Below are 22,174 nucleotides of genomic sequence, written 5' to 3' on the forward strand. Positions count from 1 at the left end.
ACATGACCACATCTGCGTTCGACGGCGACCTGGTCGTCCTTTCCCGCCGTACCGAGTCCGACGGCGTCGTGACACTCGAACTAGGACTGTCCACAGGCGAGCCATTGCCTCCATGGGAGCCCGGCGCCCACATCGACGTCATGCTGCCGGACGGTCTCATCCGCCAGTACTCGTTGAGCGGCTCCGTCGACGACCGTGCGGCCTGGCGCATCGGCGTCCTGCAGGAACCGGACAGCCGCGGCGGCTCGCGCTGGATCCACGAGCACGCACGCGACGGCACGACACTGCGGGTTCGCGGTCCACGGAACAACTTCCCGCTCGTGCCATCGCCCCGGTACGTGTTCATCGCCGGCGGCATCGGGATCACGCCGCTGCTGCCCATGCTGGCTCAGGCGCGCGCGTCCGGAGCGGAATGGGTGCTGCACTACGGCGGACGGAGCCTGGCGTCCATGGCCTTCCTCGGCGAGCTCGAAACCTACGGTGACCATGTCGTGGTCACACCGCAGGACGAGGCCGGTCTGCTCGACCTGGCAACGATTCTCGGTGCACCCGCGGAGTCCACTGTGGTCTACTGCTGCGGCCCGGCAGGACTCATCGATGCCGTCGAGGAGCACTGCGAGCGCTGGCCTGCCGGGTCCCTGCACGTCGAACGTTTCGCGGCAGCCGCGCCTGCCACCGATCTCGACGACCACGCGTTCGAGGTGGAGTTGCGTGGCTCGGGGTTCACCATCGACGTCCCGCCGGGTGTGTCCATCCTCGACGCCGTGGAGAAGGCGGGCGTGCCGGTGATCTCGTCGTGCACCGAAGGTATCTGTGGTTCGTGCGAGACCACGGTCCTCGACGGAGACGTGGAACACCGTGACTGCGTGCTCACCGACGAGGAGCGCGATGCGGGCGACATCATGATGATCTGCGTGTCGCGGGCTAAATCCGGCCGCCTCGTCCTGGATCTGTGACCACCGGGCGATTTCGCTGTAGCTCCCTTTCCGTGACGTGAAAGCACTCTCGCCCTGCCGCTTCGCGGTCCGGCATGGTTGAGAGTGCCACGGGGGTCGCACACCGGCCCCAGAGGGAAAGGGTGCCCAATGAGCATCACCACGCGCGCTGCCATCTGCCGGGAGCCGGGCCGACCGTGGGAGATCGCCGATCTCGAACTGGACGAGCCGAAGGCCAACGAGGTCAGGATCAAGTTCTTCGCCGCGGGGCTGTGTCACTCCGACGACCACATCCAGAAAGGGGACGCGCGGATGCGCTTCCCCGTGGTCGGCGGCCACGAGGGCGCAGGGATCGTCGAAGCCGTCGGCGAAGGGGTGACACGGGTCGCGATCGGCGACCACGTCGTGTGCTCGTTCATCCCCGCCTGCGGCGCGTGCCGCTACTGCTCGACAGGCCGCCAGAACCTGTGCGACGAGGGCAAGAACGCCTCCACCGGTATGTTCGCCGACGGCACGTTCCGGTTCCACCACGACGGCGAGGACCTCGGCGGGCTGTGCGTGCTCGGCACGTTCTCGCAGTACGCCGTGGTGTCCGAGTTCTCCTGCATCGTCATCCCCGAGGACATCCCGTTCGACGTCGCCGCGCTGGTGGGCTGTGGGGTGCCGACCGGATGGGGGTCGGCGGTGCACGCGGCCGGGGTGCGGGCCGGGCAGACGGTCGTGATCTACGGCTCCGGTGGGGTCGGCAGCAACGCCGTGCAGGGTGCCCGGTATGCCGGGGCGAAGAACGTGGTCGTGGTGGATCCGGTGCCGTTCAAGCAGGACATGGCGAAGGTGTTCGGTGCCACGCACACGTTCGGCGATGCGGAGGCTGCGCACGAGTTCGTGGTGGAGACCACCTGGGGCCAGCTCGCCGACCACGCCATCATCACCGTCGGCGTGCTGCATGACGAGGTGATCGACCGCGCGATCCAGGTCGTCGGCAAGAGCGGTCAGGTGACGATCACCGCGGTCGGCAACGGTTCGGTCGCGGCCCCGGCCGGCATGCTCATCGGCTACCAGCGGCGTGTGCAGGGCGCGATCTTCGGTGGCTGCAACCCGCTCTACGACGTCCCCCGGCTGCTCGGCCTGTACCGCTCCGGCGACCTCAAGCTCGACGAGCTGGTCACCCGCCGCTACCGGCTCGACGAGGTCAACGACGGGTACGCGGACATGCTGGGCGGCAAGAACATTCGCGGCGTCATCGTTCACGAGCACTGAGCTCGTCGTCAAACCCGAGGAGCCGACCAATGACGATCGCCCCAACCGAGTCGAATGTCGCCACGCTGATCATCGAGGGCGCCCACCTCATCGCCGGTGAGTGGGTCCCCGCGGTCAGCGGCGACACCATCGAGGTGCTCAACCCGGCGAACCAGGAGGTGCTGGCCAGGGTGCCACGCGGCACAACGGCCGACGTCGACGCCGCTGTGCAGGCCGCGGCCGCGGCGTTCCCGGCCTGGCGGGACACCGACGCGACCACCCGCGGCGCACTGATCCTGCGCTGGGCCGAGCTGATCGAGCAGCACGAGAACGAGCTGGACCGGCTGGAGTCACAGGAGGTCGGCCGCCCGCACTGGGGCACCCCACCCATGGCCAGGATTCTCCGGTTCATCGCGGGCCAGGCCGACAAGGTCAGCGGCCTGTCGCTGCCCACGCACAGTCCCGACGTGCTGGGGCTGACGCTGCGCGAACCGTACGGCGTGGTGGGCAGCGTGATCCCGTGGAACGCGCCCGGACCCATGTTCGTCAACGACGCCGGTGCCGCGATCGCCGCGGGCAACACCATCGTGATCAAACCGGCCGAGGACGCGCCGCTCACCCCACTGGCACTGGCGCGCCTCGCGGTCGACGCGGGAATACCGCCCGGCGTGCTCAACGTGGTCACCGGCTACGGCCCCGAGGCGGGGGCGGCGATCCCGGTTCACCCGGGAATCCGCCGGATGAGCTTCACCGGCTCGCCGGCCACCGGCGCCGCGGTCATGCAGGCGTGCGCGACGAACCTCGTGCCACTGCACCTCGAACTCGGCGGCAAGTCACCGCAGGTCATCTTCGGCGATGCGGACCTGGACGCCGCCATCCCGGCCATCGTCGCAGGCATCACGCTCAACACCGGACAGATCTGCGCCGCGGGCTCTCGCGTCGTCGTCGATCGGGCGGTACACGCCGAGGTGGTGCGCCGCCTCGCCGAGGAGATGGCGCGGGTGTCGGTCGGGCCGTGGTACGAACCGGTGCGGATGGGCCCGCTGATCAACGCCAAGCAGCACTCCCGGGTGCTCGGGTACGTGCGGTCCGGTCAGGAGGAGGGCGCGGAGCTCGTGGTCGGCGGGGGAGTTCCCGACGGGGAGGTGTTCGAGCGGGGGTTCTTCGTCCAACCCACGCTGTTCGACCGGGTCGAGCCCGGTATGCGCATCGCGCAGGAGGAGATCTTCGGCCCGGTCCTCTCGGTCATTCCCGTCGACGGCGAGGTCGATGCGCTCGCCGTGGCGAACGGCACCGACTACGGGCTGGTCGCCTCGGTGTGGACACGCGACGTCGGCCGCGCGGTACGGATGGCGCGGGGCCTGCAGGCCGGCCAGGTGGCGGTGAACGCGGCACTCGGCTCCGGCGTGATCGGCGGCCCGTTCGGCGGGTACAAGCGCAGCGGGTTCGGGCGGACGATGGGCGCCGACGCGGTGCTCGCGTACACCCAGGTGAAGACGGTGTCGATCCGTGGCACGGCCTGACGGCGGCGGGCTCCGGATGCGGGTGCTCATGGAGCCCCGCCACGGATCCCGCTACGACGAGATCCTCGCGCTCGCGCTCGCCACCGAGCGGGCGGGCTTCGACGCGTTCTTCCGGTCCGATCACCTGCTCGGTGTCGACCCGACCGACCAGAGCTACCTGCCGACGGACTGCTGGACCACGCTCGCGGGCCTCGCGCGGGACACCGAACGGGTGCGGCTCGGGTCACTGGTGACCGCGGCGACGTTCCGTGCGCCGGGACTGGTCGCCACCATCGTGTCCACTGTGGACCAGATGAGCGGTGGCAGGGCAGAGCTGGGCATCGGCACGGGATGGTACGCCCGCGAGCACGCCGCGTTCGGGCTCGACTTCCCGTCGACGGGGGAGCGGTTCGACCGGCTCGAGGAGCAGCTGGCGATCATCACCGGCCTCTGGGGCACCACGACCGGGGACGAAGCGGGCTTCTCCTTCTCCGGCAAGCACTATCGGGTCGAGGCGAACCACACCCCTGCGCAGGCAGTGCAGTCGCCGCACCCGCCGATCGTCATCGGCGGCAGCGGTCCACAACGGACACCGGCTCTCGCCGCGCGCTACGCCGACGAGTTCAATGCCGCGCTCGGCATCGATCCGCGGCAGCGCTACGAGGTGTTCGCCCGCGCCTGCGAGGCGATCGGCCGCGATCCGGACGAGGCACGGCGCTCGATCGTGCTGCCGGTCGCCTGCGGGGCCACCCCGGCCGACGTGGAGCGCCGCGCGGCGGTGATCGGCTCGGAGCTCATGCGCACACATGCGGCGATCGGATCGCCCGAGCAGGTCACCGAGCGGGTCCTCGCGCTCGGCGAGGCCGGTGCCGACACCGTTTACCTGCACATCTACGACATCCACGACCTTGACCACATCGCGCTGCTCGGCGCGGAGGTGCTGCCGCACGTGACCAGTGCGGCGCCGGAGCCAGTAGGGGGTAACCGATGATAACGACACGTGCGGCCATCGCCCGCGGCCCGCAGCTGGGCTGGGAACAGGCGGAGCTGCGACTCGACGAGCCGAAGGCGCACGAGGTGCGCGTGAAGTTCGCCGCGGCGGGGCTGTGTCACTCCGACCACCACATCACCAATGGCGACGCCAAGGTGCGGTTCCCGATCGTCGGCGGCCACGAGGGCGCGGGCGTGGTCGAGGCCGTCGGGCCGGATGTCCGCAGGGTGAACGTGGGCGACCGCGTCGTCTGCTCCTACATCCCGGCCTGTGGTGGCTGCCGGCCGTGCTCGACCGGGCACCAGAACATGTGCGAGAAGGGGCTCAACGCCGCGACCGGCATGTTTCTCGACGGCACCTTCCGGTTCCACCTCGGCGACGAGGACCTCGGCGGGTTCTGCTCGCTCGGCACGTTCTCGCAGTACGCGGTGGTGTCGGAGTGGGCGTGCGTTCCGCTCGCCGACGACATCCCGTTCGAGATCGCCGCGCTGGTTGGGTGCGGCGTGCCGACCGGCTGGGGCTCGGCGGTGTACGCCGCGGGAGTGCGGGCCGGTCAGACGGTGGTGATCTACGGTGCAGGCGGCGTCGGCAGCAACGCCGTGCAGGGTGCCCGGTACGCGGGCGCGAAGAACGTGGTCGTGGTGGATCCGGTGGCGTTCAAGCGGGACATGGCGAAGACGTTCGGCGCCACCCACACGTTCGCCGACGCGGGATCGGCACACGACTTCGTAGTGGAGACCACCTGGGGCCAGCTCGCCGACCACGCCATCTGCACGCCGGGCGTGGTCACCGAGGACATCGTCAACGCCGCCGTGCAGGTGGTCGGCAAGGGTGGCAAGGTCGTCGTCACCGCCGTCAGCAAGCTGGGCGAGCCGGCCATCCACGTCCATGCCGGCAGTCTCATCAGCTACCAGCGGCAGGTACGCGGCGCGCTCTTCGGTGACTGCAATCCGCTCTACGACATTCCCCGGCTACTCGGCCTGTACCGCTCGGGCGACCTCAAGCTCGACGAGCTGATCACCCGCCGCTACCGCCTCGACGAGGTCAACGACGCCTACCGCGACCTCGACGACGGCACAAACATCCGCGGCGTGATTGTTCACGAGTAATGAGTGTTGGAAGTGGTTTGCGTGGCGGCGCAAGCTGCCAGCCCCACAGCAAGCGGCTCCGCCGCTTATGAACACAACCTAGTGCTCACCGCTTGTTGGAGGAACTGCCTTGGCCACACCGAGTTTCGTGGCGCCCGATGATCAGGACGCCGTGACCGAGCTGCTGCGCGCTCAGCTGGAAGGGCTGCCCGCGCGCTCGCCGTTCTACGCCGACCTGTTCACCGAGCACGGCGTCACCGCCTCGACGTTCGCCGTACTCGACGACCTGCGCAAGCTGCCCTTCACCACCAAGCAGATGCTGCGTGACTCCCAGGCCGCGTCGCCGCCGCTCGGCCGGCACGCCGGTACCGGTCTCGGCGACGTGATCCGGGTGCACGCCTCGACCGGCACCACCGGGAAACCGAGCTGGGTCGGCGTCACCCGCCGGGACGCCACAGCCTGGACCGACATGGTCGCACGGGCGTTCCGCACGATGGGTGCCACCCGCGACGACGTGGTGCTGCATGCCGCGGGGCTGACGTTGTTCGTCGGCGGGCTGCCGATCCGCGACGCGCTGGAGCGGATCGGGGCCACGCTGATCCCGATCGGCACGGGCGCGTCGGAGAAGGCGGTGCTGGCGATGGAGACGCTGGGGGTCACCGCACTGCACTCGACCCCTTCCTACGCAAGGTACCTCGCCGAGTACCTGCGAGCCCGCGGGCGCGATCCGAAGGAGTTCGGCCTGCGCAAGATTTTCGTCGGCGGAGAGCCGGGCGGCGGCGAGCCCGCGTTCCGTGCCCACATCGAGCAGGAATGGGGCGCACCGGTCACCGAAGGGCTCGGCAACGCCGACATGGCGCCGGTCCTTTTCGGAGAGTCGCCGGGCAGCGGCGGCATGCGGTTCACCGGCGGGCGGCACGTCGTGTTCGGAGAGTCGCCGGGCAGCGGCGGCATGCGGTTCACCGGCGGGCGGCACGTCGTGGTCGAGCTGATCGACCCCGACAGCGGGGAGCCGGTCGCGCCTGAGGAGGGCGCGTCCGGCGAGCTGGTCTACACCGCCGTGGACCGCGAATGCTGCCCGCTGGTGCGGTTCCGGACCGGCGACCGGGTGCTCGTCACCGGGCTCGCCGGTGACGGCGCCCCGCTGATCCGGTGCTCCGGGCGCACAGACGACATGCTGATCCTGCTGGGGGTCAACGTCTTTCCCTCGGCGATCCGCGACGTCGTGCAGGGCATGCACCCGCGCACCACCGGCGCGATGCAGGTTGTGTTGCCGGGCAAGGGCCCCAGGGTCGAGCCGCCGCTGCGGGTGGAGGCCGAGTGGGGCGAGGAACCGGGGGATCGCGGGCAGCTGGCCCACGAGATCGAGGCGGCGATCCGGTCGCGGCTCTCGGTGCGGGCGGCGGTCACGCTCGTCCCGCCGGGCTCGATCGAGCGAACCGAAGCGAAGACACGGCTGACAAGGATGGTGCCACAGTGACAGACATGGTTCGTGCGGCGGTACAGGTCGGGCCGCGGCAGATCGAGATCCGCGAGTTCCCCCGCCCCCGCATCGGGGACGACGACGGTCTGCTTCGCGTCGAGGCCAACGGCATCTGCGGCAGTGACGTCGAGATGTACAAGGGACACATGCGGGCCGACGCGCCCCCGACGATCCCCGGACACGAGCCGCTCGGCATCATCGAGGAGATCGGCGAGCGCGCCGCGCAGCGGTGGGGCGTGCAGCCGGGCGACCGGGTGGCGCTGGAGGTCATCGTGCCGTGCCGGTCGTGCCACGACTGCCTGACCGGCCGCTACCAGGCGTGCCGCAACCGTACCTTCGGCCACGGTGTGACACCGATCGACACCGCACCCGCGTTGTGGGGCGGGCTTGCCGAGTACCTCTATCTCACCCCGGGTGCCGTACTGCACAAAGTGGACAACCAGCTGCCTGCCGAGCTCGCGGCGATGTTCAACCCGCTCGGCGCGGGTGTGCGCTGGGCGGTGCACCTGGGCCAGGCCGGACTCGGCGACACGGTGCTGGTGCTCGGTAGCGGTCAGCGCGGGATCGCCTCGGTGATCGCGGCGCGGGCCGCCGGCGTGGGGACGATCATCGTCACCGGCCTCGCCGCCGATGCGCACAAACTGGCGCTGGCCAAGGAGTTCGGCGCGGACCACACGATCGTTGTGGACGGTGACGAGGCCGAGAACACGGTCGAGCGCGTCCGGGAGATCACCGATGGCGCGATGGCCGATGTCGTGCTGGAGCTGACGCCGATGGCGACCGCGCCGGTCACCGACGCGCTGTTGTCGGCCCGTCATGGTGGCCGGGTGGTGCTGGCCGGACTCAAGGGCGGCCGGGACGTTCCGCTGCGCACCGACCTCATCATCAACCGGGCGCTGAACGTCGTGGGCGCCTACGGTGTCGACGCGACCGCCTACGCCGAGGCGATCTCGATCATCGAGTCCCGCCGGTTCCCACTGGAGAAGCTGCACACGCACACGTTCGGCCTCGACGACGCCGCGCTGGCCATGGAGACGCTCGCCGGCGATGTTCCCGGCGAGGCCGCGGTACACGTCTCGGTCCACCCGAACTCCTGAAGGAGTGACCACTGGTGCTCGTTGACACCCATGCCCACCTCCTGCCGGCCGGCTACCCGGCCGACGCGCCGGAGTGCTTTCCCGCGATGGAACCGATCGACGGCGACACCGCGCGGACGCTGTTGTTCGGCGCGACACGGTTCCGCGCCGCCGACGTGTTCTTCGACGCCGAGCGCCGCATCGAGGCGCAGCACGCCTCGGGGGTCGACGTCGAGGTGCTGACGCCGATGCCACCACTGCTGCGCTACGACCTTGCCATCGCCGACGGTGTGTCGCTCGCCCGGCACGTCAACGAGCTCACCGCGACGTTCTGTGCGGCCGACCCGGCGCGGCTGATCGGCTTCGGGCTCGTGCCGCTGCAGGACCCCGAAGCCGCGGCGGCCGAGCTGAGCACGATCCGCGACCTCGGCCTGCGCGGCGTCGAGATCGCGTCCACTGTGCTCGGTGCCTCGATCGGCGACGAGCGGTTCCTGCCGTTCTTCGCCGAGGCACAGCGGCTCGGGCTCGCGGTGTTCGTGCACGCCCTGCCCACCCCGACCGACCGGCTGCCCGCCTCGGCGATGGGCACCTACGTGGTCGGCGTCGAGGGCGCGCTTGCCGCCGCGTCGATGGTGACCGGCGGAACCGCGGCCAAATGTCCCGACCTGCGTATCGCGTTCAGCCACGCGGCCGGTGGCTTCCCACTGATGCTGCCGCGCGCCCAGTACTTCTGGGGCGGCAGCTGGAACGAGGAGCCGCCCGTCCCCGAGCGCGCGGTCGCCCCCGACGACGGCCCGTCACCGCTGGCCTACGCGCGCCGTTTCTACTACGACTCGCTGGTGTTCGACCGCCGCGCGCTGCGGTACCTGATCGACCTGCTCGGGCCGGACCGGCTGCTCGTCGGCTCCGACTTCCCGGCAATGCCACGGGAGGACCCGACGGGCCGCACGCTGCGCTCACTGGACCTGCCCGAGAACGTGCTCGCCGACATCACCTGGTTCAACGCGTTCCGCTGGCTGGGTGTGGACCCACCAACGCCGCACTGACCCGGCCGGCGTAGTTGTCCCCCAAGGCCACCTTGGTTGCGTTCAACGCAACCAAGGTGGCCTTGGGTGCATTTGGTACCTACCGGAGTGGGCAACTCGCGTGCTGGAGTGGGAAACTCGCGTGCTGGAGTGGGGGACTCGCGCTCCGGAGCGGGGGACTCGCGCGCTCCGGAGCGCTGGGACCTAGCGGTGCAGGCGGGGGTCCAGGAAGTCGCGCAGCGAGTCGCCGAGCAGGTTGAAGGCGAAGACCGCCATCGACAGCACGATCCCCGGAGCGAACACCATCCACGGCGCCATCTCCACGTAACGCACACCCTCCGAGAGCATCAGCCCCCACGAAGGCGTCGGAGGCGGCGTTCCGATGCCGAGGAAGCTCAGCGCCGACTCGGCGATGATCACGCCGGCGAACAGCAGGGACGACATCGTCAGCAGTGGCGCCACCATGTTCGGTAGCACGTGGCGGGTCATGATACGCAGCGCACTCGCGCCGGTCGCCCTGGCTGCCTCGATGTAGGGCTCCTCCCTGATGCGCAACGTCTCCGCCCGCGCCACGCGGTTGAACGACGGCGTGATGACGATGACCAGCGCGATGATGGTGCCCTCGATGGACGGGGTGAGCACGACCGCCATGAACAGCAGCAGCACCAGGGGCGGAACGGACTGGATGGCGTCCATGACGCGCTGGATCACCAGATCCTTCGTCTTGCCGAGAAAGCCCGACACGACGCCGATGATCGTCCCCAGTACCAGGCTGATCGCGGTGGTCAGGACGCCGATGATCATCGAGGAGCGAGCCCCGTAGATCAGCCGGCTCAGTACGTCACGCCCCAGATCGTCGGTCCCCAGCAGGAAATCGCCAGAGGGACCCTCTGTGGTGCGCGTCCGATGCTGCAGCAGCGGGTCGTACGGAGCCACCAGCGGCGCAAAAACCGCCACCAGCACGATGATTGTGATGAGCGCGAGGCTCACCGCGCCGAGGGGCTCGGACCGCACGAACCTCTTCAAACCCGCCCACCAGGCCGCGGGGTTCACCCGCCGTGGCGGTGGTTCGAAGGGCGAGCCGGCGGGCGGCAGGGAACTTCTCATGACGTCACTGCTCATTTCCCGGCCTCCCTGGCGGCTCGGATACGCGGATCGACGAGGGCGTAGAGGAGATCAATGATGATCATCGTGACGACGAACAACCCGGCGTAGAAGATGGTGCACGCGATCACGACGGGGTAGTCACGGTTCTGCACCGACTCGAAGATAAGCTGCCCGGTGCCCGGCAGGGAGAACATCTGCTCCAGGATCACGGTGCCGCCCAGCACGGTTCCCAGGTTCACACCGAGTAGCGTGAGGACGGAGATCACCGAGTTGCGCAGCGCGTGTTTGTACAGCACCAGCCGTTCCGATGCCCCCTTCGCCCGCACCGTGCGGATGAACTGCGAGCCGAGATTCTCCAAAAGGGACGAACGGGTCATCCGTGCGGTACCGGCGACAGCGGAGGTACCGAGCGCGATCGCCGGTAGCGCCATCTGCTGAAGCCAGGACCCGAAGTCCTCGGTCGGGCTGGTGTAGACGAACGGCGGTGACCACGCGAACCACAGCCCGAGAACGGTCAGCAGCAACAGACCCACGACGTAGTTGGGCACCGAGAGACCGGCCACCGCGACCGCGCGGATCGTGCCGTCCGTCCGGGTGCCCCGGCGAACAGCGGCGAGGATGCCGAAGGCCACCCCGATGACCGTGCCGACGGCCAGCGAGAGCAGGCCGAGCTGCAGGGTCACCGGAACGCGGTCGAGAAACAGGTCAACGACCGGTTCGTTGGTGTAGAAGGATGTCCCGAAGTCGCCCTGTACCGCGCCACCGAGAAAACCGGCCAGCTGCTGGTGTACCGGTTGGTCGAGCCCCAGCTCGGTACGCAGCGCTTCTGCCTGCTCCTCCGACGCCCCCGTGTCGGCGAGCATGAGATCGACGGCATCGCTGGGAATGAACGTCATGGCGATGAACACGAACACGGTGACGAGCACCAGAACCACGGCGCCGTAGCCGAGCCTGCCCAGTAGGTACCGGATCATGGCTTGCCCCCGCTGGTGGTGTCGAGCAGGTGACACGCCGCGGCCCTGCCCGGCTCCGGACCCGGCTGGAGCCGCGGTGCCTCCGTCCGGCACCGGTCGAAGGCCAACGGGCAGCGGGTGTGGAAGCGGCACCCGCTCGGGGGCGCGCTGGGGCTGGGCACCTCACCCCGTGCCGTGGCGCGTTCCCTGGCACGGGCCGTTGTCGGATCGTGTCCCGGGATGGCCGCCAACAGCATCTGCGTGTAGGGGTGCAGCGGTTCGGCGAAGACCGCGTCGCTGCCACCGCGCTCGACGATCTCGCCCATGTACATGACGCACAGCTCGTCGGCCATGTACCGCACGACGTTGAGGTCGTGCGCGATGAACAGGTAGGAGAGCCCGTGCTCGTGCTGCAACCGCTTGAGCAGGTTCAGGATCTGCGCCTGCACCGAGACGTCGAGCGCGGAGACCGACTCGTCACAGAAGATCACGTCCGGACTGGTCGCCAGCGCCCTGGCGATGCCGAGCCGCTGAGCCTGCCCACCGGAGAACTGGTGCGGGAAGCGGTAGAGGTCGCGGCCCGAAAGGCCAACGGTTTCGAGCAGCTCGACCACCCGCGCGACCCGCGCCTTCCCGCGCGCGACCCCATGCACCTCCAGCGGCTCGCCGACGATGTTCAGCACGGTCATCCGCGGGTTGAGTGACCCGTACGGGTCCTGGAAGATCATCTGCATGCGCCGGCGAAGCGCGGTGAGTTCCCTGCCCCGCTTGGCGAGTAGGTCGTCGCCGTCGAAGAACACCTGCCCGGATGTCGGCTCGATGAGCCGGTTGGCGAGCCGCGCGGTGGTCGACTTCCCCGATCCCGACTCGCCGACCAGGCCGACGGTCCTGCCGCGGGGGATGCTGAACGAGACCCCGTCGACCGCGCGCACGGAGCCTGTGCCGCGCCCGAGCGGGCCCTGCCTGATCGGATAGTGCTTGACGAGGTCGCGCACCTCCAGGATGGGTACCTCCTGTTCGGCACCGGCGACCTGTCCCTCGATGGTCGTCTCAGCTGACACCTGTTGCTCCTGACTGGATCGAGCTCAGGCCGGCGGCCGGTTCGTCGTGCGACCAGCACCGGCTGTCCCGCCGCTCCGGCAGGCTGAACAGCGGAGGTGCCTCGGAGCCGCAGCGGTCGAAGGCTTGCGGGCAGCGCGGGTGGAACCGGCACCCCGACGGCATCTCGAGCAGGTTCGGCACGGACCCCCGGATGGCAGGCATGAGGGTGTCGCGGCTGATCGTCGGGCTCGGTATCGACCGCAGAAGTGCCGCGGTGTAGGGATTTCGCGGGTCGCCGAGCACCTGCTCGACCGTGCCCTGCTCGACGACCTGCCCGGCATACATCACCACGACCCTGTCGGCCATCTCGGCGACGACGCCCATGTCGTGTGTGATGAACAACAGCGCGGTGCCGTGCTCGCGCTGGAGGGTCCGCATCAGTTTCAGGATCTGGGCTTCGACCGTGACATCCAGGGCCGTGGTCGGCTCGTCGGCGATGAGCAGCGATGGGCTGCACGACAGTGCGATCGCGATCACGACGCGCTGCTGCTGCCCGCCGGACAGCTCGTGCGGGTAGGCCCGCGCCCTTCGCTCCGGGTCGGGGAGCCCGACCTCCTTGAGCAGTTCCACGGCGCGAGCCCTCGCCTCGGCCGCCGTCACGTCGCGATGGATGCGGATCGCCTCCGCGACCTGGTTGCCGACCGTGTAAAGGGGATCGAGAGCGGCCATCGGGTTCTGGAAGACCATCGCGATCTCCTCACCACGGATCTCCCGCATCCGCTTCGGTCCGGCCGCGGCGATGTCCTCGCCGCGGAACCGGATCGATCCCTCGTCAATACGGCCCGAGTCCAGCAGCCCCATGATGGACAGTGCTGTGACACTCTTTCCGGAACCGGACTCGCCGACGATCGCCACCGTCTCGCCCTCGTCGACGGTGAACGACATGTCGCTGACAGCCTCGACCCGCCCGTGGCGCGTCGAGAACCGGACACGCAGGTTGCTCACGTCGAGCAGTGGTGCCTCCCGCATGCTCACGCTCCTCCTAATCGCCGGTGACCCACATGTCGGCGTAGCGGCGTCCGTGGTAGATGGGGGACTGGTAGTAGTTCTGCACCCGGTTGTTCACGGCCCAGAACTGGTAGTACTGGACGGGCAGGACGGAGCCTGCCACCTCGGTTTCCATGTGTTCCTGGAAATCGCGATAGATCTGGTTGCGATCCTCGTCGTCGAGCGTCGTCCGCGATTCGGCGATCATCTGGTCCACCTGGGGATCGGAGATGGCCGCGTAGTTCTCCGCCGACCCGCTGCGATAGTCCTGAATGGTCTGATCCGGGAAGATCACCGCACGGGCGGCCTTGCTGAGGTCGAACTGGTGATCGCGGCGTCGCCAGATCGCAGTGGCCGGGTCGAGGGTGCTGATCTCGGCGTCGATGCCGACCTCCGCGAGGTCGGCGACGATCCACTCACCCTCGCGGATGTCGGCGTCACTGAGCTTCTGCACCAGCAGGGTCGTCTGGAAACCGTTGGGGTAACCGGCTTCGGCGAGTAGCTGCCGCGCGCGCTCGGGATCATAGGGCCGCAGCTCCCGCACCTGCTCGCCCGTGAGCGCCGCATCGCTGATCTCGGGGCGCAGCAACGAGGTGTAGTTCATCTTGCCGCGGGTGTTCTCGCCCATGTTCTCCCAGTCGATGGCCATCATGATGGCTCTGCGCACGCGCGGATCGGTGAACGGTGCCCGGGTGGTGTTGATGTCGAAGCTCACGAAGTCGGCCGCCCGCTCGGTGACGGTGAAGTCGTTGTTGTCCCGGAAGGTGTTCTCGATGACGTCGAACGGCTGCGCGCCGATGTCGAGCCGGCCGCTGCGCAGGGCGGCAGTGACCGCCGCGCTGTCGCTGATGATCGGCAGCCGGATCTCGTCGAGATAGGGCTTGCCGTCCTCGTAGTAGTCCGGATTGCGCTTGAGTACCCATTCCACGTCCGGCTTGTGGCTGTCCACCATGAACGGGCCGGTGCCGATCGCCTTGGTGGCCATGTCGAACTCGCCGTCGACCCCTTCCCGCGGAAGGATCACGTTGAAATGGTGCGCCATGTACTCCAGGAAGGGCGCGTACGGATGGCTCAGTTCGAAGACGACCCGGTGGTCGCCTTCGGCCTTGATGCTCTCGATTGGCTCAGCCATCCATTTGTGGGTTGACTGGCTCGCCTTCAGGCCTTCGAAGGTCGCCACCACGTCGTCGGCGGTGAACGGCCTCCCACTGACCGGCGGGACGTTCTGCCAGGTCACGTCATCGCGGAGGTCGAACGTGTAGGTCAGCCCGTCTTCGGACACCGTCCACTCCGTTGCCAGGTCGGGCACGATCTCGACCTTCGTGACGCCCTCCCCGGTACGAAGGTCCACCAGTTTGCTGTAGACCGTCCCGGACAGGATCTGCATCAGCGAAGGGTCGTCGCTGACGAGGAAGTTGAGGCCACGCCCTGGTTCGAAGGGTTGCTGCACGGTAATGCTCCCGCCGTGGCGGGGCTGACCGGGATCGCCCTCCGGCGAATCGTCGCCGCCGCTACCGCAGCTGGCGACGAGCACTGCGACGCACAACAGCGCGGTCACACGAGGCGCACTCCATTGTGGCACTGGGACTCACTCTCCTTACCCCCAAAAAAGAATCATGGAAAGAAAATGAAGTGGGGAGACATGGCTCGAATGCAGTCGGACACCACCATGCGGCAGAAACTCGCCGACGCAACCGATGGCTAGTAGTTCGTTACCATACCGTGACGGTCCTAAATAGACAATGGCAGCCGGGACGAGGCGTGCGAAGAGACCAATCAATCGATCTGTTCTGGATAATTGTCCGAACCGCGGCGAGTCATTTGTCGTAGCCGGGCATCGGCGGTGTCCAAGCAGGACTTCCGCATAGAGGAATTCTCGCACACCACGACATTCGGAATTCGGAGCGGGGGACTCGCGTGCCCGCGCGGGGGACTCGCGCGCTGGAGCGGGGGACTCGCGGGTCGGTCAGGCGGACATCGCCCTGGCGATCGAGCGGGACGCCTGGGTGAGCAGCGCAGCCAGCTGCCGCGGCTGTGCCTGCGCGGCCTCGACAACCACGCTGATCGCCGCGGCGACCTCACCGTCGGGGCCGGGTACCGGGACGGCGACTACGAGGTCGGGCAAGGTGATCAGCCCGCGGGCCACCGCGACACCCGTCTGCCTGACCTGCGCGAGCTTGCGCCGTAGCTGCCCGGGATCGACGACGGTCAGCGGTGTGAAGCGTTCCAGCGGCGAGCACAGCACCTGCTCCTGCAGATCGCGCTCGGCGTGGGCGAGCAGGACGAGCCCGGTGCCGGTGGCGTGCATGGGCCAGCGGTCGCCGACCCGGCTGGTGACAGGGTTGCGCACCCTGGCGCGCAAAGCCTCGACGTAGACCACCTCCAGCCCATCACGTACGCCGAGGTGGACATTGCCCTTGGTGATCTGGTGCAGGTCTTCGAGGTAGGGGAACGCGATCTCGCGCAGCTCGAGCCCGCGCGGTGCGAGCGCGGACAGCTCCAGCAGCCGCAGCCCGACGGAGTAGCGGCCGTCCTCGCCGCGTTCCAGCGCGCCCCAGCCGACGAGCTCGCGCACCAGCCGGTGCGCGGTCGGCAAGGTCAGGCCGGCTCGGCGGGAGATCTCGCTGAGTGACAGCGCGCGGTGCCGCGGACCGAACGCGTCGAGTACGGCGAGTACCCTGCCCGCGGCGGTCCTCCGCAGCGCGTCGTCCGTACCGGCCGCTGTGGACGGTGGTGCCGGTGACGTTGTCGCACAAGCCCGTTCGCTCACGTCAACCCCTTCGTCAACGTCGTTCCAGTCTGCAGCAGGCCGACATTGGGCTGGCAGAGACAAATGACGTAGGCGCTGTTACGCCGTTCCCCGCCCCGCACGTGAGCGAAAGTCTTCCGCCGTGCGGAATCGGCCTGCCTTGCGCGGGCACCGACTGGCGACGCTGTAGCGCGGAGGAGGTCCGTGTGACCTCGGCCACGCCATCAACGACGATCGGCCCCACCGCCTCGCCAGGTACTGCGCACCGATCACGACCGAAGCGGGAGTACGCACGTGAGAAGCAGGATGCGACTGCTGTCCTTTCTACTGGTACCAGTGCTGTTCGCCGTCGGTTGCTCTGGCGGTGCGAGTCCCGCCGGGCCGGAAGCGGCCGGACCACCACAGCGCGGTGGGGAGCTCACCGTGCTGGAGAACGCGAGCTTCACCGGAAGCTGGCCGACCGGCCTCGACCCCGCCACCAACACCACCGGCGGCGCGAACATCCCCATGATGAGCGCCATCTACGGTGGCCTGTTCCTCCTCCGTGCCAACGATGACGGCTCAGGCGCCGAGGTCGCGCCGAACCAGGCCGAAGGCTACGAGTTCACCGACGGCGGGACGACCGTGCGGATCACCTTGCGCGAGGGGATCCAGTTCAGCGACGGTACCCCGTTGGACGCCGAGGCCGTCGCGTTCAACTTCCAGAGGGCGCTCGAATCGCCGTGTACCTGCAAGCCGACGTGGCCCCTGGCCGACGACGGCATCTCCACCGAGGGCGACCGCGTCGTGGTGCTCCGCTTCACCCGGCCGTATGCGGCGGTCATCCACTCCTTCCCGGCATCCAACGTCAACTGGATCGCCTCACCGACCGCACTGGAGAACTTGGGGGAGGAGCGGTTCAAGATCGAGCCGGTCGGCGCGGGTCCGTTCACCGTCGTGTCGAACACCCTCAACTCGGAGCTTGTCCTGCAGCGCAACCCGCAGTACTTCAAGGAAGGACTGCCCTATCTCGACCGGCTGACATTCAAGTCGATCGGCGGTGACCAGCCCGCCTACCAGGCGCTGCTGGCTGGTCAGGCGCAGGCGTACGAGGGCCTCACCACGACACCGCTTCTGGAGCAGGCGCAGGCCGACCCGCGGCTCACGGTCACCCTCCAGCCGCCGACCTCACCGTATGTCGTGCAGCTCAACACCAAGGCCGCGCCGTTCGACGACGAGAAGGCGCGCGAGGCGATCTACCACGCGACGGACTTCGAAGCGATCGCACGCGGTCTGTTCGGTGGGCGCTACCCGGTCAGCCAGATGTTCACCGGCCCCGGCGGTCTCTTCCACCAGGAGAAGATCGAGGGCTACCCGGAGTACGACCCGGACCGGGCACGGCAGCTGGTGACCGAGCTCGGTGGACTGGACGTGACACTGGGCACGCTGAACTCCTACGTGGCCGAGCAGGTGATGACCGCGCTGCAGACGCAATGGAAACAGGCAGGCATCAACGTCGACATCGAGCACTACCAACTGTCCACATTGGTGCAGGAGTTCAACTCCGGTAACTGGCAGGCGATGCTGCAGACTGCGGGAGCGTGGGACCCGGCTTCCGGTGTCGGCGTCGCGTTCCGGTTCTCCTCGACATCACCGTTCAGCGGCGTCGACGATCCCGAGCTCGACCAGCTGCTCAACGACGCCGCGGCCACCATCGACGCCGGTGAACGCGAGCAGTTGTACCGCCAGGCCGGTGAGCTCATCGGCGCCAACGCCTACGCACCGTTCGGGCTCGCCTTCGCACCGGCCAACCTCGCCGTCAAGGGCGTGCACGGGCCGGGGTTGACCACGAAGATCCCGCCGATCGTCGTCAATACCGGCGTCATCTGGGACGAGGTGTGGAGGGAGCAGCAGTGACCGCGGTTGTCGACGAGGGGCCGCCGGCGTCGCTGGCGGCCAGGCTGGTCGCCTCGCCCAGCCTGCGGCTGATCGGCAAGCGGCTGCTCACGGCGGTGCCGATCCTGCTCGGGGTGAGCGTCCTCAGCTTCTGGGTGCTCAACCTCATCCCCGGTAACGCGGCACAGCAACTGCTGGGCGCCGAGGCCACCCCCGAGCAGGTCAGGGCGCTCGAGCTGCGGCTCGGCCTGGACGAGCCCGCGGTGAGCCGCTACCTGAGCTGGCTCGGCGGAGCGCTCACCGGCGACCTCGGCGCGTCGCTCGTCAGCGACCAGCCGGTGACCGAGCTGCTGTGGAGTCACCTCGCCGTCAGTGGTGAGCTGGTGCTGCTGGCCTTCCTGATCTCGCTCGGGCTGGCGATTCCCGTTGCCCTGCTGGCCGCCTACAAGCCGAACAGCCTGTTCGACCGGATCAGCATGATCGTCAGCATCAGCGGGCTGTCCGTGGCGAACTATGTGCTGGCGCTGCTGTTGGTGCTGGTGTTCGCCGTGCAGCTGGCGATGTTCCCCGCCATCGGGTTCGTGCCGCTGGGCGAGAGCGTCGGCGACAACCTGCGCTCGCTCGCGCTCCCGGCGTCGGCGATCGCGTTCCCGCTGTTCTGCTTTTATACCCGGTTCCTGCGTGGCGACCTGGTGGATCAGTTGCAGGGCGAGGACTACATCGTCACCGCAAGAGCCAAGGGCATCGGGCCGTGGCAGGTGCTGCTGCGGCACGCGTTCCGCAACTCGACCTTCGGGCTGATCACCGTGGTCGGGCTGAACCTCGGCACGCTGATCGGCGCCACCGTGATCACCGAGCAGATCTTCGCCCTGCCGGGGCTCGGTCAGCTGATGCTGCAGGCGATCAACTCCCGCGACTTCGTCGTCGTGCAGGCCTGCGTGGTCGTGTTCGCCGTCGTCGCGGTGGGGGCCAACCTGCTCGCTGACCTGCTCTACGCCGTACTCGACCCGAGGATTCGCTATGGCAGTCGTTGACGCAGGCGCACCGGCGCTCGCCGACCAGCCGATGGCGCCCCGGCGCCGGGGCTGGGCCCGGGGCTTGGAGATCGTCGTGCCGGCCACCGTGCTGGGAATCCTTGCCGTGGCGTGCTTTCTGGGGCCGCTGGTCCTGCCGATCCCCGACCCGATCGGCGGGAACGTGCTGGAGTCCTATCTGCCTTCGTTCTCGCCGGGGCACCTGCTCGGGACCGACCCGAACGGCAACGACATCCTGGCGCGGATCCTGCATGGTGGCCAGTCGTCGCTGACCGTGGCGCTCGCGGTGAACCTGCTGGGCCTGCTGGTGGGCGGGACGCTCGGCGCACTGTCGGGGTTCGCGGGCGGGATCACCGACACCGTGATCATGCGCCTGCTCGACGTTCTCATCGCGTTCCCGTCGCTCGTGCTCACGCTCGCCGTGGCGCAGAGCCTCGGCCCCAGCCAGACCAACACCATCCTGGCGCTGGCGTTCTTCAGTGTCCCGGCGTTCGCCCGGGTGTCGAGGGCGGCCACGCTGCGGCTGCGGGAACTGCCGTTCATGGCGGCGGCGGGGCTGTGCGGCACGCCGGTGCGGCGGGTGCTGTTGCGCCACGTCGCACCGAACATCGCGCCGCAGCTGATCACCTTCGCCATGCTCGGCATGGGCATCGTCATCGTCATCGAGGGAGCGCTCAGCTTCCTCGGGCTCGGCATCCCGCCGCCGGCGCCGAGCTGGGGCAACATGATCGCCCAGGGGCAGCAGAGCCTGTCCGCGACGCCGATGCTGGTCGTGTGGCCGTCCGTGGCGCTGTTCGTGACCGTGCTCGCGTTCAACCTCCTCGGGGAAAGCCTCCGCGCACGATGGAGCCGCCAATGAGCGATGACGACCGGAGGGAGGAATCGCTCAGATTGACACAGCGTACTCGTGCCTCATGGGCGTTGCCGCGGACCGAGGAACGAGGGGAGTGGGAACGCCCATGAGTATCGATCGAGCTGGTAACGATGTGCTCGTCACCGATCCCGAATCGGCTACCCGGTCACTGCTCGAGGTGACCGACCTGCGGGTGTATTTTGCCAGTGCCCGGCAGCGGGTGCACGCGGTCAACGGGTTGTCGTACCGGCTGCAGGCCGGCCGCATGCTCGCGATCGTCGGCGAGTCGGGCTCGGGCAAGAGCGTGAGCGCACGCGCGTTGCTCGGGCTGCTCCCGCACACCGCGCAGGTGTCGGGCTCGGTGCGCTTCGACGGCACCGAGCTGGTCGGCTTGCCGGAGCGGGAGATGCGCAGGCGCCGCGGCGCCGACATCGCGATGGTGTTCCAGGACCCCGCCCGCTCGCTCAACCCGACGATGCGAATCGGCACGCAGATCACCGAGGCGGTACGCGCGCACAGTGACCTCGACCGCAACGCGGCCAGGGACCGGGCCGTCGAGCTGTTGCGGCTGGTCCGGCTGGCGGCGCCGCAGCGGCGGTTCTTCGAGTACCCGCACCAGCTTTCCGGCGGGATGCGGCAGCGGGTGATGATCGCGATCGCGCTGGCGGCCTCGCCGCGTCTGCTCGTCGCGGACGAGGCAACCACGGCACTGGACGTCACTACGCAGGCCCAGATCATGGAGCTGTTGCTGGAGTTGCAGCAGCGGCTCGGGATGGCCGTCATCATGATCACCCACGACCTCGGCCTCGCCGCGAGCTATGCCCAGGACGTGATCGTCATGTACGCGGGAAGGGCGGTGGAGTACGCGCAGGCGAGCACGTTGTTCACCCGCGTCCGCATGCCTTACACGCGGGCGCTGCTCGGGGCGCTGCCGCAGTTGGAGCGGGAACCGCACACGCTGTTGCCGGTGATTCCGGGACAGCCGCCGGATCTCAGTGCTCTGCCGGCTGGCTGCCCGTTTCGCCCTCGCTGTGACGCGGCGAGCGACGACTGCGCGACGGCGCCGCCGTTCGCCGAGCACGAGCCGGGGCACTGGTGGGCGTGCTGGCACCCGGCCGAGGAAACCAGCCAGGACGGAGCGAGCCGATGACCGCCGTCGACCAGCTGCTCAGCGTGCGCAACGTCGAGCAGCGCTTCACCGCCCGCGGCACGGGCGGGCTCAAGTCCGGTGTCGTGCACGCGGTGTCCAATGTGTCATTCGACATCCGGGCAGGCGAAACCCTCGGCGTCGTTGGGGAAACCGGCTCCGGCAAGTCCACTCTGGCCAGAGCGATCCTGCAGTCGCCGCGCCCGCAGTCGGGCGAGGTCGTCTTCGAGGGCGCCGAGCTCACCAGGCTACGCCGGCGTGCACTCGTTGCTGCAAGGAAGAACCTGCAGATGGTGTTCCAGGACCCGTTCGGTTCGCTGAACCCGCGCTGGCGGGTCACCGATCTCGTCGAGGAACCGCTGGCCGGCTTCGGCGTGCGCGGCGTGGCCCGCAGACAGGCGAGGGTCAGGGAACTGCTGGAGCTCGTCGGGCTCGATCCGGACACGCACGGCAGGCGCCGCCCGCGCGAGCTGTCCGGCGGGCAGTGCCAGCGGGTCGCGATCGCCCGGGCTCTGGCACTGAACCCTGCGCTGATCATCTGCGATGAGGCGGTGTCCTCGCTCGACGTGCTCATTCAGGCGCAGGTACTCAACCTGTTCGAGCAGCTACGCCGGGAGCTCGGCGTGTCCTACCTGTTCATCTCGCACGATCTCGCCCTGGTCCGGCAGGTGAGCGACCGGGTCGCCGTCATGCACCTCGGGCAGCTCGTCGAGATCGGGCCCGCGCAAGGCCTGTACCAGCGCCCGCTGCACCCGTACACGGCGGCGTTGCTGGACTCCATCCCCGGCCTCGACCCGGTCACCGGACGTGCCAGGCGGCCCGCGCCGTTGCCGGGAGAGCCACCCTCGCCGCTGCACCCGCCGAGCGGTTGCCGTTTCCGCACCCGGTGCCCGCTGGCGCAGCAGCGTTGCGCCGACGAGGAGCCTGCGCTGCGCGAGCTGGCACCCGGCCAGCAGGTGGCCTGCCATTTCCCGCTGGATCAACAAGGGTCGCCTTTCCGTGACGCGAAAGCGTCGTAGCGGTCCACCG

General features: G+C 68.8%; 19 protein-coding genes. 13 read left to right on the forward strand and 6 right to left on the reverse strand.

Annotated elements, in window-relative coordinates; genetic code table 11:
- The first annotated feature begins 2 nt into the window (after positions 1 to 2).
- The 8 genes from ABZ863_RS23790 to ABZ863_RS23825 all read left to right on the forward strand — a co-directional run bounded on the left by ABZ863_RS23790 (position 3) and on the right by ABZ863_RS23825 (position 9,360).
- Positions 3 to 956: a PDR/VanB family oxidoreductase gene (locus ABZ863_RS23790; protein ID WP_358539417.1), complete on the forward strand. Its 954-nt coding sequence runs from the start codon at positions 3 to 5 to the stop codon at positions 954 to 956.
- Between the two features lie 129 nt (positions 957 to 1,085).
- Entirely contained in the window at positions 1,086 to 2,195 is a 1,110-nt protein-coding gene (locus ABZ863_RS23795; protein ID WP_358539420.1) for an NDMA-dependent alcohol dehydrogenase, read from the forward strand.
- A 29-nt stretch (positions 2,196 to 2,224) separates the two neighbouring features.
- The gene (locus ABZ863_RS23800) at positions 2,225 to 3,697 is read left to right on the forward strand and encodes an aldehyde dehydrogenase family protein (RefSeq protein ID WP_358539423.1); all 1,473 of its coding nucleotides are present in this window, start codon (positions 2,225 to 2,227) and stop codon (positions 3,695 to 3,697) included.
- Positions 3,684 to 4,667, forward strand: coding sequence for a TIGR03560 family F420-dependent LLM class oxidoreductase (locus ABZ863_RS23805; protein WP_358539425.1), 984 nt, complete (start codon positions 3,684 to 3,686; stop codon positions 4,665 to 4,667). Before ABZ863_RS23800 ends, ABZ863_RS23805 begins: the two co-directional genes overlap by 14 nt.
- Complete coding sequence (locus tag ABZ863_RS23810; protein WP_358539427.1) at positions 4,664 to 5,776, forward strand: NDMA-dependent alcohol dehydrogenase; 1,113 nt, start codon at positions 4,664 to 4,666, stop codon at positions 5,774 to 5,776. The genes ABZ863_RS23805 and ABZ863_RS23810 overlap by 4 nt, the downstream gene beginning before the upstream one ends.
- A gap of 109 nt (positions 5,777 to 5,885) precedes the next feature.
- A complete protein-coding gene (locus tag ABZ863_RS23815; protein ID WP_358539430.1) occupies positions 5,886 to 7,235 on the forward strand; it encodes an AMP-binding protein in 1,350 nt (449 codons plus the stop codon).
- Between the two features lie 5 nt (positions 7,236 to 7,240).
- On the forward strand, positions 7,241 to 8,335 hold the full coding sequence (locus ABZ863_RS23820) for an alcohol dehydrogenase catalytic domain-containing protein (RefSeq protein ID WP_358539610.1): 1,095 nt from the start codon (positions 7,241 to 7,243) through the stop codon (positions 8,333 to 8,335).
- Between the two features lie 14 nt (positions 8,336 to 8,349).
- Entirely contained in the window at positions 8,350 to 9,360 is a 1,011-nt protein-coding gene (locus ABZ863_RS23825) for an amidohydrolase family protein (protein ID WP_358539434.1), read from the forward strand.
- Positions 9,361 to 9,543: 183 nt separating this feature from the next.
- On the opposite strand, the gene ABZ863_RS23830 is transcribed toward ABZ863_RS23825, so the two are convergent.
- From ABZ863_RS23830 to ABZ863_RS23855, 6 genes are all read right to left on the reverse strand, one after another.
- Positions 9,544 to 10,461, reverse strand: coding sequence for an ABC transporter permease (locus ABZ863_RS23830; RefSeq protein WP_358539437.1), 918 nt, complete (start codon positions 10,459 to 10,461; stop codon positions 9,544 to 9,546).
- Positions 10,458 to 11,420 carry an ABC transporter permease gene (locus ABZ863_RS23835; RefSeq protein WP_358539440.1) on the reverse strand — a complete coding sequence of 321 codons (963 nt, stop codon included), beginning with the start codon at positions 11,418 to 11,420 and terminating at the stop codon, positions 10,458 to 10,460. The genes ABZ863_RS23830 and ABZ863_RS23835 overlap by 4 nt, the downstream gene beginning before the upstream one ends.
- Positions 11,417 to 12,460, reverse strand: coding sequence for an oligopeptide/dipeptide ABC transporter ATP-binding protein (locus ABZ863_RS23840; RefSeq protein ID WP_358539443.1), 1,044 nt, complete (start codon positions 12,458 to 12,460; stop codon positions 11,417 to 11,419). Before ABZ863_RS23840 ends, ABZ863_RS23835 begins: the two co-directional genes overlap by 4 nt.
- Positions 12,450 to 13,469 (reverse strand): ABC transporter ATP-binding protein, encoded by a 1,020-nt coding sequence (locus ABZ863_RS23845; protein WP_358539445.1) that lies wholly within the window; start codon positions 13,467 to 13,469, stop codon positions 12,450 to 12,452. The genes ABZ863_RS23840 and ABZ863_RS23845 overlap by 11 nt, the downstream gene beginning before the upstream one ends.
- Positions 13,470 to 13,482: 13 nt before the next feature.
- Positions 13,483 to 15,045 carry an ABC transporter substrate-binding protein gene (locus tag ABZ863_RS23850; protein WP_358539447.1) on the reverse strand — a complete coding sequence of 521 codons (1,563 nt, stop codon included), beginning with the start codon at positions 15,043 to 15,045 and terminating at the stop codon, positions 13,483 to 13,485.
- A 408-nt stretch (positions 15,046 to 15,453) separates the two neighbouring features.
- Entirely contained in the window at positions 15,454 to 16,188 is a 735-nt protein-coding gene (locus ABZ863_RS23855; RefSeq protein WP_358539613.1) for an IclR family transcriptional regulator, read from the reverse strand.
- 342 nt (positions 16,189 to 16,530) lie between these two features.
- Between ABZ863_RS23855 and ABZ863_RS23860 the strand changes: the two genes are divergently transcribed.
- The 5 genes from ABZ863_RS23860 (at position 16,531) to ABZ863_RS23880 (ending at position 22,164) form a co-directional block, all read left to right on the forward strand.
- Positions 16,531 to 18,132 (forward strand): ABC transporter substrate-binding protein, encoded by a 1,602-nt coding sequence (locus tag ABZ863_RS23860; RefSeq protein WP_358539450.1) that lies wholly within the window; start codon positions 16,531 to 16,533, stop codon positions 18,130 to 18,132.
- Positions 18,129 to 19,145 carry an ABC transporter permease gene (locus ABZ863_RS23865; RefSeq protein WP_358539452.1) on the forward strand — a complete coding sequence of 339 codons (1,017 nt, stop codon included), beginning with the start codon at positions 18,129 to 18,131 and terminating at the stop codon, positions 19,143 to 19,145. Before ABZ863_RS23860 ends, ABZ863_RS23865 begins: the two co-directional genes overlap by 4 nt.
- Positions 19,132 to 20,004 carry an ABC transporter permease gene (locus ABZ863_RS23870; protein ID WP_358539455.1) on the forward strand — a complete coding sequence of 291 codons (873 nt, stop codon included), beginning with the start codon at positions 19,132 to 19,134 and terminating at the stop codon, positions 20,002 to 20,004. Before ABZ863_RS23865 ends, ABZ863_RS23870 begins: the two co-directional genes overlap by 14 nt.
- Before the next feature lie 100 nt (positions 20,005 to 20,104).
- Positions 20,105 to 21,148 carry an ABC transporter ATP-binding protein gene (locus tag ABZ863_RS23875; RefSeq protein ID WP_358539457.1) on the forward strand — a complete coding sequence of 348 codons (1,044 nt, stop codon included), beginning with the start codon at positions 20,105 to 20,107 and terminating at the stop codon, positions 21,146 to 21,148.
- On the forward strand, positions 21,145 to 22,164 hold the full coding sequence (locus tag ABZ863_RS23880; protein WP_358539460.1) for an ABC transporter ATP-binding protein: 1,020 nt from the start codon (positions 21,145 to 21,147) through the stop codon (positions 22,162 to 22,164). Before ABZ863_RS23875 ends, ABZ863_RS23880 begins: the two co-directional genes overlap by 4 nt.
- Positions 22,165 to 22,174: the final 10 nt, after the last annotated feature.

The sequence above is a fragment of the Saccharomonospora sp. NPDC046836 genome, from assembly GCF_040645195.1.
GTDB lineage: Bacteria > Actinomycetota > Actinomycetes > Mycobacteriales > Pseudonocardiaceae > Prauserella_A.

Coding starts and splice junctions, on each gene's coding strand:
- ABZ863_RS23830 (WP_358539437.1), bottom strand. CDS start 10,461: ATGAGCAGTGACGTCATGAGAAGTTCCCTGCCGCCCGCCGGCTCGCCC.
- ABZ863_RS23875 (WP_358539457.1), top strand. CDS start 20,105: ATGAGTATCGATCGAGCTGGTAACGATGTGCTCGTCACCGATCCCGAA.
- ABZ863_RS23800 (WP_358539423.1), top strand. CDS start 2,225: ATGACGATCGCCCCAACCGAGTCGAATGTCGCCACGCTGATCATCGAG.
- ABZ863_RS23810 (WP_358539427.1), top strand. CDS start 4,664: ATGATAACGACACGTGCGGCCATCGCCCGCGGCCCGCAGCTGGGCTGG.
- ABZ863_RS23835 (WP_358539440.1), bottom strand. CDS start 11,420: ATGATCCGGTACCTACTGGGCAGGCTCGGCTACGGCGCCGTGGTTCTG.
- ABZ863_RS23870 (WP_358539455.1), top strand. CDS start 19,132: ATGGCAGTCGTTGACGCAGGCGCACCGGCGCTCGCCGACCAGCCGATG.
- ABZ863_RS23790 (WP_358539417.1), top strand. CDS start 3: ATGACCACATCTGCGTTCGACGGCGACCTGGTCGTCCTTTCCCGCCGT.
- ABZ863_RS23845 (WP_358539445.1), bottom strand. CDS start 13,469: ATGCGGGAGGCACCACTGCTCGACGTGAGCAACCTGCGTGTCCGGTTC.
- ABZ863_RS23880 (WP_358539460.1), top strand. CDS start 21,145: ATGACCGCCGTCGACCAGCTGCTCAGCGTGCGCAACGTCGAGCAGCGC.
- ABZ863_RS23795 (WP_358539420.1), top strand. CDS start 1,086: ATGAGCATCACCACGCGCGCTGCCATCTGCCGGGAGCCGGGCCGACCG.
- ABZ863_RS23820 (WP_358539610.1), top strand. CDS start 7,241: ATGGTTCGTGCGGCGGTACAGGTCGGGCCGCGGCAGATCGAGATCCGC.